This window comes from Bradyrhizobium sp. STM 3566, assembly GCF_045571445.1.
GTDB lineage: Bacteria > Pseudomonadota > Alphaproteobacteria > Rhizobiales > Xanthobacteraceae > Bradyrhizobium > Bradyrhizobium vignae.
Genome location: NZ_CP120692.1, coordinates 186,020 through 198,816, shown reverse-complemented (window position 1 = coordinate 198,816; position 12,797 = coordinate 186,020). Strand labels below are relative to the sequence as shown.

The following is a 12,797-nucleotide window of genomic DNA, read 5'->3' as shown; positions in this document are numbered from 1 at the left end:
TTAAAAGACGTCCCGAACTCGGGTCGCTAGCCACCATTCATGCTGCACTTCGCTGCAGCAAAGCCGCAACAAAAAGAGCGCCCGAAGGCGCCCTTTGTTCCTTGCTGCACTGCACTCATGTGTTCATGGAGTCGAAGAACTCCGAATTGCTCTTGGTCGAGCGCAGCTTGTCGAGCAGGAAGTCGATGGCGTCCATCGTACCCATCGGATTGAGGATGCGCCGGAGCACGTACATCTTCTTGAGCACCTGCGGATCGGTGATGAGCTCCTCCTTGCGGGTGCCGGAGCGCGAGATATCGATCGCCGGGAAGGTACGCTTGTCCGAGACCTTGCGGTCGAGGATCAGCTCCGAGTTACCGGTGCCCTTGAACTCTTCGAAGATGACTTCGTCCATGCGGCTGCCGGTATCAACCAGCGCGGTCGCGATGATGGTCAGCGAGCCGCCCTCCTCGATATTGCGGGCGGCACCGAAGAAGCGCTTCGGGCGCTGCAACGCGTTGGCGTCGACACCGCCGGTCAGCACCTTGCCGGATGACGGCACGACGGTGTTGTAGGCGCGGCCGAGGCGGGTGATCGAATCGAGCAGGATCACCACGTCGCGGCCATGCTCGACCAGGCGTTTGGCTTTCTCGATCACCATCTCGGCGACCTGGACGTGGCGCACCGCCGGCTCGTCGAAGGTCGAGGACACCACCTCGCCCTTCACCGAGCGCTGCATGTCCGTGACTTCTTCCGGACGCTCGTCGATCAGAAGCACGATCAGATAGCATTCCGGATGATTGTGCGTGATCGAGTGCGCGATGTTCTGCATCAGCACGGTTTTACCGGTGCGCGGCGGCGCGACGATCAAGGCGCGCTGGCCCTTGCCGATCGGCGCAACGATGTCGATCACGCGCGCAGACAGGTCTTTTCGCGTCGGATCGTCGATTTCCATGCGGAAGCGCTGGTTCGGAAACAACGGCGTGAGATTGTCGAAATTGACCTTGTGCTTGGCCTTTTCCGGGTCCTCGAAATTGAGCGTGTTGACCTTCAACAGCGCAAAGTAGCGCTCGCCCTCTTTCGGGCTGCGAATGTGGCCTTCGATGGTGTCACCGGTGCGCAGGCCGAAACGGCGGATCTGCGAGGGCGAAACGTAGATGTCGTCCGGGCCCGGCAGATAATTCGCATCGGGCGAGCGGAGGAAGCCGAAGCCGTCGGAGAGCACCTCGACGACGCCTTCGCCGACGATATCGGTCTCGGCGAGCGAGAGCTGCTTGAGGATGGCGAACAGCAGCTCCTGCTTGCGCATGGTGCTGGCATTCTCGACCCCGTTCTCTTCCGCGAACGAGACGAGCTCGGCCGGGGTTTTCGTCTTGAGGTCCTGGAGTTTGATTTCCCGCATTGGGGTGGTCCTGTGGGGTAACCTGAAAAAGAGGGGGTGCGAGGAGGCTCTGAAATGCGGACGCGAGCAGGTGCAGGTAAGGTCCGCAGGTCTGGCAAGGTGAGTGCCGGTGAGGCTTCAAACCTGATGCGGTGTCCGGCCTCTGGAAAGCTCGGACACAACCACATCCGCCTGCGTTGGGTGGGATGTCGATAATATAGAAAATCGCCCTCCGCTCCGCAAGCCGAAGCGCTGAGCTAATCGTCGGGCCGCTTGCCTAGAACGGCTTCACGATCACCATGATGACGATGAAAATCATCAGGACGGTCGGCACCTCATTGATAATCCGATAGAATTTCTGGCTGCGGGGGCGCCGGTCGGCGGCGAAATCCTTGCACCAGCGGGACAAAAAGCCGTGGACCGCGGACAGCACCAGCACCAGTGCCAGTTTTACGTGCAGCCAGCCGAACGTGAACCAATGGCCGGACCAGGCCAGATAGAGCCCGGCGAGCCAAGTGACGATCATGGCCGGGTTGATGATCGCCTTGAGCAGCCGACGCTCCATGATCTTGAACGTCTCCGACTGCTTCGAACCGATTTCGGCTTCGCAATGATAAACGAACAGCCGCGGCAGATAGAGCATGCCGGCCATCCAGGAGATGACGGCGATCACGTGCAGCGCCTTGATCCAGAGATAGACGTCTTCGAACATTTTCGCGGTCCGAATTCCTGACCATCTGAGAACGCTGGGGATAGTAAGAACTCATTAAGGTCTTACCCCGCACACATATCCGTCTGCAGTGCCTTCCTCAAATCTAGAATCTTAGATTCTTAAGGTTTGAGTCTTTGTGACCGTGGATTGGACTCACGCAATTCCGTCCGCGAGTTCACGCGCGCTTGTTCACAGCCATCCACATATCCCGGATGGCCTCTGCCGACGTCCGATAAGTCAGTCGTCTTCAAAGGCTTGCGCATTTCTATCGGCAGCTTATCAAGGGGGTTGTTCGCGCAATCCCGTTTCCGTCTCCGCAGGGTGCCGGACTTGTTCTGACGGGCCGCGGTGTGAAGAAAATCGGCACTTGTCCCGCCCCTGGTGTCGCACATCCCTTTCCGAGGGGTTAAGCTCCACAGAAATCCACAAACCGCCCCACCGAAATTCAAAGGGTTTTTGTGCCGACCTCGAACAATTATTTCCATCTGCACCTGGTCTCGGACTCCACGGGTGAGACGCTCATCACCGTGGCGCGCGCGGTCGCGGCCCAATACGCCAACGTGACGCCGGTCGAGCACGTCTATCCGCTGGTGCGCAGCCAGAAGCAGCTCGACCGCGTGCTCGACGAGATCGAGGAAGCGCCGGGAATCGTGCTGTTCACGCTGCTCGAGAAGGATCTGGTCGCGAGACTCGAAGGCAAGTGCAAGGAGATCAACGTTCCGAGCCTGTCGATCATCGGTCCGGTGATGCAGCTGTTCGAAGCCTATCTTGGCGCTGCGACCACAGGCCGCGTCGGCGCTCAGCACGTCCTCAACGCGGAATATTTCAAGCGCATTGACGCCTTGAACTACACGATGATCCATGACGATGGTCAGCATGTCGAGGGTCTCGACGAGGCCGACGTGGTCCTGGTCGGCGTGTCCCGCACCTCGAAGACGCCGACATCGATCTATCTCGCCAATCGCGGTATCCGTACCGCCAACGTGCCGCTGGTTCCGGGCATTCCGGTGCCCTCGCAATTGGAGACGCTGACGCGGCCGCTGGTCGTCAGCCTGCACGCGACGCCGGAACGCCTGATCCAGATCCGCCAGAATCGCCTGCTCTCCATGGGCGCGGAGTCCGGCAGCGACACCTACACCGACAAGCAGTCGGTCACCGAGGAGGTCGCGTTTGCGCGCAAGCTCAGCGCCAAGCATGACTGGCCGCTGCTGGACGTCACGCGCCGTTCGATCGAGGAAACCGCGGCGGCGATCATGAAGCTCTATAGTGATCGCCAACGCAACCGGCCGTCGGAATAGCTTTTGCCATGACACTGTGGCGCGGCACATCCCCGTTGATCCTGGCCTCGCAGAGCAGCGCGCGCAAAATGCTGCTGGCCAATGCCGGGCTCGAATTCGAGGCCGTGACGGCCCATATCGACGAGCGCGGCATTCAGGCCGGCTCGAGACTTTCAAATCCGCGCGAGATCGCCTTGTTGCTGGCGCGAGAAAAGGCCAAGGCCGTTTCGGCGGGTCATCCGGGGAGCTACGTGATTGGGGCCGATCAGACGTTGGCTCTCGGGATGCGGCTCTTCAACAAGCCCGCGGGCCGTCCCCAGGCGATGGCGCAGTTGCGCGATCTCGCCGGCAACGGCCACGAGCTGAATTCGGCGGTGGCCGTGGCGCGTGACGGCAAGATTGTGTTCGAGGACGTTTCGGTCGCTCGCATGACCATGCGAGAGATGACCGACGCCGAGCTTTCGGCCTATCTCGACGCTGCCGGCGATGCCGTCACGACCAGCGTCGGCGCCTATCAGCTCGAAGGGCTTGGCATTCACCTGTTCGAACGGATCGAGGGCGATCATTTCACCATTCTCGGCCTGCCGCTGCTGCCGCTGCTTGCGTTCCTGCGGCGCGAAAGGCTAGTTGCGGTGTGAATGACAGAGATGGCTGGGCGTTGATGCGGATCCTCGGACTGACCGGCTCGATCGGGATGGGCAAATCCACCACTGCGAAGCTGTTCGCGGAGGCCGGTGTTCCCGTCTACGATGCCGACGCTGCCGTGCATCAGCTCTATGAGGGTGAAGCAGCCCCGGCGATCGAGGCGGCCTTCCCCGGCACCACCGTGAACGGCAAGGTCGACCGGCAAAAACTATCGGCGCGCGTCGTGCACGATCCTGCCGCGATCAAGCAGCTCGAGCAGATCGTTCATCCGATGCTTGGCGCCTCCCGGCAGAAATTCTTCGCTGACGCCGAGGCTGCCAAGGCGCCGGTGGTAGTGCTGGACATTCCGCTGCTGTTCGAGACCGGCGGCGAGAAGCGGGTCGACGCCGTCGTCGTGGTCTCGACCTCGCCCGAACTCCAGCGCCAGCGGGTGCTGGAGCGCGGCACGATGGACGAGGCCAAGCTCGACGCCATCATCGCCAAGCAGACGCCGGATGCCGAGAAGCGCAAGCGGGCCGATTTCGTGGTGGATACCTCACACGGACTCGACCCGGTGCGCGACCAAATCAAGCACATCCTGGCCGAGGTCGTTAAGATGCCGCAGCGGCGAGCCTGATTCGCCGTCTCACACGGCTTCTTGACGGCATGCGCGAAATCGTCCTCGACACCGAAACCACCGGCCTCGATCCGCTCCGCGGCGACCGACTGGTCGAAATCGGCTGCGTCGAGATCTTCAATCGCATGCCGACGGGACAGAGCTTTCACGTCTACATCAACCCCGAACGGGACATGCCGGCGGAAGCGTTCGCCGTGCACGGACTATCGTCCGAATTCCTGGCGACCAAGCCATTGTTCCACGAGATCGCCGACGAGTTTCTGGCGTTCATTGGCGATGCGCCGCTGGTGATCCACAACGCTTCGTTCGACATCGGCTTCATCAATGCCGAGCTCGACCGCATCAAGCGCGCCGCGATCCCGCGCGAGCGGCTGGTGGATACGCTGCTGCTGGCGCGTCGCAAGCATCCCGGCGTGTCCAACCGGCTGGACGATCTCTGCTCGCGTTACGCCATCGACAATTCGCACCGCACCAAGCACGGTGCGCTGCTGGACGCCGAGCTGCTGGCTGAGGTCTATGTCGATCTGGTCGGGGCGCGGCAGTCGCAGCTGCTGCTGGCTTCGGACGCCCAGGAGATTCGCGTCAGTGCGGCCGGCGATGCGCCGCGGCGGCAGCGCTTGGAGCCGCTTGCGCCGCGGATTTCGGAGGCCGAGCGCGAGGCCCATCGGGCCTTCATCGCAACGATGGGCGACAAGGCGATCTGGAACGAGTACCTGCCCGCTCCAGCCGCCGTGGCGGCCGCTCAGGCCTGACCAGCTTGACCCTGAGCGGCCATTTGCCGCTCCATGTTCTGGCGATAGAGACCGACGAAGTCGACCGGATCCAGCATCAGCGGCGGGAACCCGCCGTCGCGCACGGCCGTTGCGATGATCTCGCGGGCGAACGGGAACAGCAAACGCGGGCACTCGATCATGACCAGCGGATGAAGGTTCTCCTTGGGCACGTTGGCGATGCGGAACACGCCGGCATAGGCGAGCTCGAACGAGAACATCAGCTTGCTCGCGGCCTCGGCCTTGCCCTCGACCGACAACGTCACCTCGAACTCCTGTTCGCTGAGGTTGTTGGCGCTGACATTGATCTGGATGTTGATCTGCGGCGGTTGGCTCTGCTGCTGCAGCGAGCTCGGCGCGTTCGGATTTTCGAACGAGAGGTCCTTGGTATATTGCGCCAGCACGTTCAGCTGGGGAGCCTGGGCCGCCTCGGGAGGGGTGCCGTTACCGTTGGTCATGAAAGTCTCTCCTTACCCGATTTGGGCTGAATTTCGCGGCGGTTGGCTAACATAGGGCCGCCTCGTTCCACAAGGACGAACGGTCCCGGATCAAGGATTCGGGCCGCGCCCGGAGCTTTGACATTCATCCTGCCTTTTCCGCGAAATTGCGCCTTAAACGATTGAAGATGCGCGATTTCCGGGCAGGATCGGGTTTCCCCTTAAGCATAAAACGCGCTACACTCGGCGCTGTGCCAAAAGGCGCCATTGGCCGGGCAAGATTTCGTGCCTACATCCCGAGGACCTGATGTGGATCCAAAATGGTGATGTAGACTTGCCGTTTCCGCGAGGAACGGTCTACTGGCCGGATTGATTTTCCCGGCAACGACCCCTGAAAAGACCAGAAAGCGAATACGACGTGGACATCTACACCATCATATTCCTGGCGCTGGCAGTCTTCATCTTCCTGAGACTGCGTAGCGTGCTGGGGCAGCGCACCGGCAACGAGCGGCCGCCGTTCGATCGCACCGCCGCCCGCAATGCGCTGGGGGGTGCTCAGGACAACAACGTCGTGACCATGCCGGGCAAGGTGATCGACCAGGCCCCGCTGGCGCCGACGGCCGAGCCGACCGCGCCCTCCGATCGCTGGAAAGGGCTGGCCGAGCCGGGCACTGCGCTGGCGCAGGGGCTCGATGCCATCGTCGAGAAGGATTCCAGCTTCGACCCGCGCCATTTCCTCTCGGGCGCGCGCGGCGCCTACGAGATGATCGTGCTGGCCTTCGCCAATGGCGACCGCCGCGCGCTGCGCGACCTGTTGTCGTCGGAGGTCTATGAGAGCTTCGACGCCGCGATCAGGGAACGCGAGAAGAACGAGCAAAAGACCGAGACGCGCTTCGTCTCGATCGACAAGGCCGAGCTCGTCGGCGCAGAGCTGCGCGACCGCACTGCCCAGCTCACCGTGCGCTTCGTTTCGCAGATGATCTCGGCCACCCGAGACAAGGCCGGCAACATCGTCGATGGCAGTGCCGATACGGTCGCCGACATCACCGACATCTGGACTTTCGCCCGCGACACCTCCTCCCGCGATCCGAACTGGAAGCTGGTTGGCACCGGAAGCGCGAATTAAGCTTTTCCTGAAGACCGGCGCGACGGCGCTTTGCGCAGGTGCCGTCGCGCTGTCGTCGTTTTCGCTCGGCGCAGAGGCGGCGCGGCGCCACCATCGCAGTCAGCACCAGCATCTGTCGCACGTGCCTGCCGCTCCGCCGCGGCCCTTGCCCTATCCGCAGCTCTCCCTGCCGTTCGAAATTCCCGGCGCGCAATATCTGCCGCTGGCCTGGGCGGACGTGAAGGGTTGGGGCGCGGACGATCATCTCGCCGCCTACAAGGCCTTCCGTGCCAGCTGCCGATCGATCAATGCGCAGAACGGCGCAGCCGAACCCAAGGCTTTGGGCGCCTCGCTGAGCGAGCCTTGCCGGGTTGCCAAAACGCTCGATCTCACCGACGACGCCAAAGCGAAGACCTTCTTCGAGGAGAATTTCGCACCGCTGCGGATCTCGCGCCTCGGCGAGCCCGATGGTTTCGTCACCGGCTATTACGAGCCGGTGCTGGAGGGATCGCGCACGCAGACCGACGTCTACAACGTGCCGGTCTATCGTCGTCCCTCGAATCTGTTCGTCCGCGGCTACAAGCAGGATTCGATCAGCCTGCCCAACAAAGGCCCGGTCTATCGCAAGATCGGCCGCCGCAAGCTGGTGCCCTATTACGACCGCGGCGAGATCGAGGACGGCAAGATCGCCGGTCGCGGGCTGGAGATCGCCTGGCTGAAGGACCCGACTGATCTGTTGTTCGCCCAGATTCAGGGCTCGGCGCGGATCAAGTTCGAGGACGGCAGCACGGTTCGGCTCAATTACGACGCCTATAACGGCTATCCCTACACGGCCGTCGGTCGCATCCTGATCGAGCGCGGCATCATCCCGAAAGAGGAGATGTCGATGCAGAAGATCAGGGAGTGGATGGCGCAGAACCCCGACGGCGCCAAGGAGCTGCGCCGCCAGAATCGCGCCTACATCTTCTTCCGCGAGGTCAACCTCTCCGACAAGGATGAGGCGGTAGGCGCGCAGGGCATTCCGCTGACCGCGGGACGCTCGATCGCGGTCGACAAATCGCTGCATGTCTACGGCACGCCGTTCTTCATCGAGGGCGAGCTGCCGATCGAATCCGAACGCGCCAAGACGCCGTTCCATCGGCTGATGATCGCGCAGGACACCGGTTCGGCCATTATTGGACCTGCGCGCGCCGATCTGTTTTTCGGTGCTGGCCAGGAGGCAGGCCGTATCTCCGGACGGCTGCGCCACCCCATGCATTTCGTGATGCTGATACCGAAGAGCCTCGATCCCGGCCCGCGCGCCGCGAAGCTGCCGATACCTGACCCCAGGCCCTCGGAGAAGATCGCAAAACTGTTTCCGCAAACCGACCCGGCGACGACGGGCACGCCTGCCGCCGCCGCGGCGCAAGGCAAGAACGAAACGGTTGCCATCGCCGGCCCCGTTCCGCTACCGGTGCCGCGTCCCGCGATCGAGCCTGCCTCCGAACCGCGTCGACCGGTGAAGAATCGTCCTCATCGGCAGCAATGAAACGATCGTCCCGTCCGCCCGTGCTGGAGTCCCGCCCCTCGCCGCGCCGTCGCGCGCTGAGCGAGGAGGAGCGCGAGCTGTGGGATACGGTTGCAAAGCATGTCAAGCCGCTGAGGAAGCATCGCATGGCGAAGGCACAGGCCGCGCCGCGCGCTGAGCCGACACCCGCTGTGCCTGCCATGCGACCCGCGTCATCGCAGCGACCCGTCGCCGCCGCGCCGTCGCCGCGTGTCGCAAAACCGTCCGTGCCGCCCTTGGCGCCGCTCGGCAAGCGCGAGCGGACGAAGCTCTCGCGCGGCCGCAGTGAGATCGAGGCGCGACTCGATCTGCACGGCATGACCCAGACGCGCGCCCATCGCGCGCTGTCCGGTTTCCTGCACCGCGCCCACCAGGACGGCCTGACCTTCGTGCTCGTGATCACCGGCAAGGGCCGCAGCGGCGGCGAGACCGGCGTGCTCCGCCGCCAGGTTCCGGAATGGTTGAGCCTGCCCGAATTCCGCGCCTTCGTCGTCGGCTTCGAGACTGCGCATATCGGCCACGGCGGCGAGGGCGCGCTGTATGTGCGGATCAGGCGGGCGAGAGGTTAGATAGCGAGTCCACACCTCTCCCGCTCGCAAGCGGGAGAGGGAGCGCACCGTCTCCGGAGCTGGCCGATCGTCTCAGAGCTGATCGTCTCAGAACGGCCGGACGATTCCGACGCGCGGGATCAAGGTGATGATCAGCCCCAAGATGTTTGTCCTCTGATGCTCCGCCGGAATCAGCGCAGTCTCGCGCTTGGCCGGCAGCATCTTCACTGCATGCAGGATCAGGAACATGCACACCGCCCAGTTCGAGATCCAGCGCGAATAGTCGAACACCATCACGAACATCACGAGATAAGCGAGGCTGATCCCGATCAACGCTGCGATGATGAGGCGGCGCTGCGTTTCGCTCGCGAGCGCGCCGATCAGGTTCGCAACATAGCGCCAAAGCGGCGTGTGCAGCCAGATCAAGAGTGCGAACACGGGCACGCCGAGGATATTGTGCGGCAGGCGGCCCCAGGTGTCGGCAACCTCCTTCGCCAGCGGCTGGTACCAGATGTAGGCGAATTGCAGCAGGTCGGCGCGCGATGGATCGGCCATCCGGCTCTTCAGATACGCGACGAAATCCGCTTCGGGGATCGGCATCGTTCCCTGGAATTGCGCCGCAAAGAACAATGCGGAGACGGCGGCGAGGGCGACGCTACCGAAAGCAATGTTGGTGCGATTGTAGCCATGGGTCAGGTAGTGCCTGATCACGACGATGGTGATGATCGTCGGCACATACATCAACAGATGAATGTGATGGATCAGCACGAGAATGATCGAGAACAGCGCGGCCGCGGCAACGAACAGCAACGAGCCTGCGGGCATCAGCAGCAGCACGATCGCCAGCGCGCAGCCATAAATGTCGAAATGGCCGAGCGTGTGCATGAAGTTCTTCAGGAAGAACGGCGAGCCTGCGGTGAAGACGAACAGGGGCAGCGTCTTCGCGCTGAAGCCGAACGTCTTCTCGAATAGCTTTGCGTACAGCCCCAGCGTCGCCAGCCACGTCACGCCGCCGAGCGCGAACACCAGCCATACCGGCACCTTGTTCGTGAACAGCGCGACGATCGCCCCGATCAGCGCGCGCTTGATGAAGCCGAAATGGTAGTCGACCAGGAGGTGGATATAGGGGACGTAAGGCGGCAGCTGGATCTTGTGGATGAAGACGCCGACGATGATCGCGGCGTTGATCGCGAGCAGGAGTCGCCAGGGATTTTGCAGGATGCGTACGGTCACGCCGCATCAATAGCGTGACCGGCCCGAATTACAAAATGAACCGGCTCAGATCCGCGTTCTTGGCGAGGTCGCCGATGTGCTTCTGCACGTAATCCGCGTCGAGCCGGATGGTCTCGCCGTTACGGTCGGGGGCGGTGAAGGAGATCTCGTCCAGCACCCGCTCCATCACGGTCTGCAGCCGCCGCGCGCCGATGTTCTCGACGGTGGAATTGACGGCCACCGCAATGTCGGCCAGAGCATCGATGGCGCTGTCGCTGATGTCGAGCGTCACGCCCTCGGTCTGCATCAGCGCGACATATTGCTTGATCAGCGAGGCTTCGGGCTCGGTCAGGATGCGGCGCATGTCGTCGCGGGTCAGGGCCTGCAATTCGACTCGGATCGGCAGGCGGCCCTGCAATTCCGGCAGCAGGTCGGACGGCTTGGCGACGTGGAAGGCGCCCGAGGCGATGAACAGGATGTGGTCGGTCTTGACTGCGCCGTGCTTGGTCGAGACCGTGGTGCCTTCGATCAGCGGCAGGAGATCGCGCTGCACGCCCTCGCGCGAGACGTCGCCGCCGACGCGGCCGTCGCGGGCGCAGATCTTGTCGATCTCGTCGAGGAACACGATGCCGTTGTTCTCGACCGCGCTGATCGCTTCCAGCGTCAGCTGCTCGGTATCCAGGAGCTTGTCGGATTCCTCGTTGACGAGGATCTCGTGCGAACCTTCCACGGTCAGCCGCCGCGTCTTGCTGCGGCCGCCCAGCTTGCCGAAGATGTCGCCGATCGAGATCGCGCCCATCTGCGCGCCCGGCATGCCCGGGATCTCGAACATCGGCATGCCTCCGCCGGACGATTGCGTCTCGATCTCGATTTCCTTGTCGTTGAGCTCGCCGGCGCGCAGCTTCTTGCGGAAGGATTCCCGAGTCGCCGAGCTGGAATTGGCGCCGACCAGCGCGTCGAGCACGCGCTCCTCGGCGGCAAGTTGGGCGCGCGCTTGCACGTCCTTGCGCTTCCTCTCGCGCACCTGCGCGATCGCAACCTCGACGAGATCGCGCACGATCTGCTCGACATCGCGGCCGACATAGCCGACCTCGGTGAATTTCGTGGCTTCCACCTTCAGGAACGGCGCATTGGCGAGCTTGGCGAGCCGCCGCGCGATTTCCGTCTTGCCGACGCCGGTGGGGCCGATCATCAAGATGTTCTTCGGCAGCACCTCTTCGCGCAAGGAGCCTTCGAGCTGTTGCCGGCGCCAGCGGTTGCGCAGCGCGATCGAGACGGCGCGCTTGGCGTCGTCCTGGCCGACGATGAAACGGTCGAGTTCGGAAACGATTTCGCGGGGGGAGAAGTCTGTCATGTCTGATTAGCTAGGGCGGGAGGCGGCCAAGGACAAGCCGCAATTTAGGTCAGATGATCGGCGGGCCGGATTGCCATTGTTTCACGGCCTCGAGCGGATGGATCAGCATCAGGATATTGAGCGTCAGATTGTCACGAATGTGGAGCGCCAGCATGATTTCGAAGGCAAGTCCGAGCAGCACGGTCGCGCTGATGGGCAGCATGCGAGCGGCAAGGAACCCCAGGACCATGGCCAGATTGTCCGAGACCGAATTGACGATGCTGTCGCCATAGTAATCCAGCGAGATCGTGCCCGCGCGGTAGCGCTCGATGATGAAGGGCGAGTTCTCGACGATCTCCCAGGCGCCTTCGATCACCATGGCGATGATCAGCCGCGCCGGCCAGGACAAAGGCAGGAGCGGCAGCCGTGCGAACAGCAGCCAGGTCAAGCCGTAGAACAGGAAGCCGTGCAGCACGTGCGAAAAGCTGTACCAGTCGGCGATCTGCTGCGAATTCTCCGAGCTGTTCACCACGCCGTGCCAGAGCTTGATGGTGCCGCAGGTGCAGATCGGGACCCGCCCCATCGCAAGCAGGATCGAGGCCTGCAGCGCCAGCAGCAACAGCGCGAGGCCGGCCCAGGCGAGCGGTGGGACCGCGACCTTGCTCTCGCTCGCCTGCGCCAGCGTCACGGTTCGCAAACCATCAGCAGTGCCGGACCGTCCGGCGTCGCGACCATGCGGTCGCGGATGAATCCAGCCCTCTCGTAAGCGCGTATCGCGCGCAGGTTCAGCGGGTCCGGATCGGTGACCATGCGGGCCAGACCATGCCGCAGCTGTTCGTCGACGAACTGGCGGATGAACGCCGAGCCGTGGCCGCGTGCGATCATGTTGCCGTCGCCGATGAACAGGTCGATCCCACGCGTGCCCTCCGGTTGCGGCCCGAAGCCTGTATTCCAGGCGGTCAGGCGGTAGCACTGAAGATAGCCGAATGGCCTGTCGCCGGCCAACACGATGAACTGATCCATCGCGGGCTCATCGAGATCGCCGCTGACCAGCGCAAACTGTTCATCCGGATCGCCCCACCATTCCCGCACATGAGCCTCATCCAGCCACCGCCGGATCAGCGGCAGGTCGGCCGCGGTCATCGGATGGAAGGCATAGCTTGGGGTCATCTAGCAACCACGGCGGTGCTGCGCTCCCTCTGCCGCCTGCAAGCGGGAGAGGTTACACCGACTCTG

Annotated in this window: 14 protein-coding genes; 7 read left to right on the top strand and 7 right to left on the bottom strand. The window is 63.0% G+C overall.

All coding sequences use genetic code 11. The annotated features are described in order from the left end of the window. Positions 1-115: 115 nt before the first annotated feature. On the bottom strand, positions 116-1,381 hold the full coding sequence (gene rho / locus P6U27_RS00945) for a transcription termination factor Rho (protein ID WP_122400261.1): 1,266 nt from the start codon (positions 1,379-1,381) through the stop codon (positions 116-118). A gap of 256 nt (positions 1,382-1,637) precedes the next feature. Then, the gene (gene hemJ, locus P6U27_RS00940; protein ID WP_407193564.1) at positions 1,638-2,072 is read right to left on the bottom strand and encodes a protoporphyrinogen oxidase HemJ; all 435 of its coding nucleotides are present in this window, start codon (positions 2,070-2,072) and stop codon (positions 1,638-1,640) included. 458 nt (positions 2,073-2,530) lie between these two features. Between hemJ and P6U27_RS00935 the strand changes: the two genes are divergently transcribed. From P6U27_RS00935 to dnaQ, 4 genes are read left to right on the top strand one after another with little or no spacing between them, the layout of a single operon-like run. Further along, positions 2,531-3,370 (top strand): pyruvate, water dikinase regulatory protein, encoded by an 840-nt coding sequence (locus tag P6U27_RS00935; RefSeq protein WP_122400259.1) that lies wholly within the window; start codon positions 2,531-2,533, stop codon positions 3,368-3,370. An 8-nt stretch (positions 3,371-3,378) separates the two neighbouring features. After that, positions 3,379-3,987 (top strand): Maf family nucleotide pyrophosphatase, encoded by a 609-nt coding sequence (locus P6U27_RS00930; protein WP_129144353.1) that lies wholly within the window; start codon positions 3,379-3,381, stop codon positions 3,985-3,987. A 23-nt stretch (positions 3,988-4,010) separates the two neighbouring features. Next, positions 4,011-4,610 carry a dephospho-CoA kinase gene (gene coaE, locus P6U27_RS00925; protein ID WP_122400257.1) on the top strand — a complete coding sequence of 200 codons (600 nt, stop codon included), beginning with the start codon at positions 4,011-4,013 and terminating at the stop codon, positions 4,608-4,610. Positions 4,611-4,639: 29 nt separating this feature from the next. Then, a complete protein-coding gene (dnaQ, locus tag P6U27_RS00920; protein WP_122400256.1) occupies positions 4,640-5,362 on the top strand; it encodes a DNA polymerase III subunit epsilon in 723 nt (240 codons plus the stop codon). On the opposite strand, the gene secB is transcribed toward dnaQ, so the two are convergent. Continuing rightward, positions 5,353-5,838 (bottom strand): protein-export chaperone SecB, encoded by a 486-nt coding sequence (gene secB, locus P6U27_RS00915; protein WP_122400255.1) that lies wholly within the window; start codon positions 5,836-5,838, stop codon positions 5,353-5,355. The genes dnaQ and secB overlap by 10 nt on opposite strands. A gap of 397 nt (positions 5,839-6,235) precedes the next feature. Between secB and P6U27_RS00910 the strand changes: the two genes are divergently transcribed. The 3 genes from P6U27_RS00910 to P6U27_RS00900 are packed head-to-tail and all read left to right on the top strand — an operon-like array spanning position 6,236 to position 9,037. After that, positions 6,236-6,943 carry a Tim44/TimA family putative adaptor protein gene (locus tag P6U27_RS00910; RefSeq protein WP_122400254.1) on the top strand — a complete coding sequence of 236 codons (708 nt, stop codon included), beginning with the start codon at positions 6,236-6,238 and terminating at the stop codon, positions 6,941-6,943. Further along, positions 6,921-8,450 carry a murein transglycosylase A gene (locus P6U27_RS00905; protein ID WP_407193563.1) on the top strand — a complete coding sequence of 510 codons (1,530 nt, stop codon included), beginning with the start codon at positions 6,921-6,923 and terminating at the stop codon, positions 8,448-8,450. Before P6U27_RS00910 ends, P6U27_RS00905 begins: the two co-directional genes overlap by 23 nt. Further along, positions 8,447-9,037 (top strand): Smr/MutS family protein, encoded by a 591-nt coding sequence (locus P6U27_RS00900; RefSeq protein ID WP_129144354.1) that lies wholly within the window; start codon positions 8,447-8,449, stop codon positions 9,035-9,037. The genes P6U27_RS00905 and P6U27_RS00900 overlap by 4 nt, the downstream gene beginning before the upstream one ends. 87 nt (positions 9,038-9,124) lie before the next feature. Here P6U27_RS00900 and P6U27_RS00895 read toward each other — a convergent pair whose 3' ends face one another. From P6U27_RS00895 to P6U27_RS00880, 4 genes are read right to left on the bottom strand one after another with little or no spacing between them, the layout of a single operon-like run. After that, positions 9,125-10,249, bottom strand: coding sequence for a hypothetical protein (locus P6U27_RS00895; protein WP_122400252.1), 1,125 nt, complete (start codon positions 10,247-10,249; stop codon positions 9,125-9,127). A gap of 28 nt (positions 10,250-10,277) precedes the next feature. After that, entirely contained in the window at positions 10,278-11,582 is a 1,305-nt protein-coding gene (hslU, locus tag P6U27_RS00890; RefSeq protein WP_122400251.1) for an ATP-dependent protease ATPase subunit HslU, read from the bottom strand. Between the two features lie 49 nt (positions 11,583-11,631). Then, positions 11,632-12,249 carry a DUF2585 domain-containing protein gene (locus P6U27_RS00885; protein WP_129144355.1) on the bottom strand — a complete coding sequence of 206 codons (618 nt, stop codon included), beginning with the start codon at positions 12,247-12,249 and terminating at the stop codon, positions 11,632-11,634. Further along, positions 12,246-12,731: a GNAT family N-acetyltransferase gene (locus tag P6U27_RS00880; RefSeq protein ID WP_129144356.1), complete on the bottom strand. Its 486-nt coding sequence runs from the start codon at positions 12,729-12,731 to the stop codon at positions 12,246-12,248. Before P6U27_RS00880 ends, P6U27_RS00885 begins: the two co-directional genes overlap by 4 nt. Positions 12,732-12,797: the final 66 nt, after the last annotated feature.

Excerpts from the sequence above, each read along its gene's own strand:
- rho (WP_122400261.1), bottom strand. The coding sequence starts at position 1,381 with ATGCGGGAAATCAAACTCCAGGACCTCAAGACGAAAACCCCGGCCGAG.
- hemJ (WP_407193564.1), bottom strand. The coding sequence starts at position 2,072 with ATGTTCGAAGACGTCTATCTCTGGATCAAGGCGCTGCACGTGATCGCC.
- P6U27_RS00930 (WP_129144353.1), top strand. The coding sequence starts at position 3,379 with ATGACACTGTGGCGCGGCACATCCCCGTTGATCCTGGCCTCGCAGAGC.
- coaE (WP_122400257.1), top strand. The coding sequence starts at position 4,011 with ATGCGGATCCTCGGACTGACCGGCTCGATCGGGATGGGCAAATCCACC.
- dnaQ (WP_122400256.1), top strand. The coding sequence starts at position 4,640 with ATGCGCGAAATCGTCCTCGACACCGAAACCACCGGCCTCGATCCGCTC.
- secB (WP_122400255.1), bottom strand. The coding sequence starts at position 5,838 with ATGACCAACGGTAACGGCACCCCTCCCGAGGCGGCCCAGGCTCCCCAG.
- P6U27_RS00900 (WP_129144354.1), top strand. The coding sequence starts at position 8,447 with ATGAAACGATCGTCCCGTCCGCCCGTGCTGGAGTCCCGCCCCTCGCCG.
- hslU (WP_122400251.1), bottom strand. The coding sequence starts at position 11,582 with ATGACAGACTTCTCCCCCCGCGAAATCGTTTCCGAACTCGACCGTTTC.
- P6U27_RS00880 (WP_129144356.1), bottom strand. The coding sequence starts at position 12,731 with ATGACCCCAAGCTATGCCTTCCATCCGATGACCGCGGCCGACCTGCCG.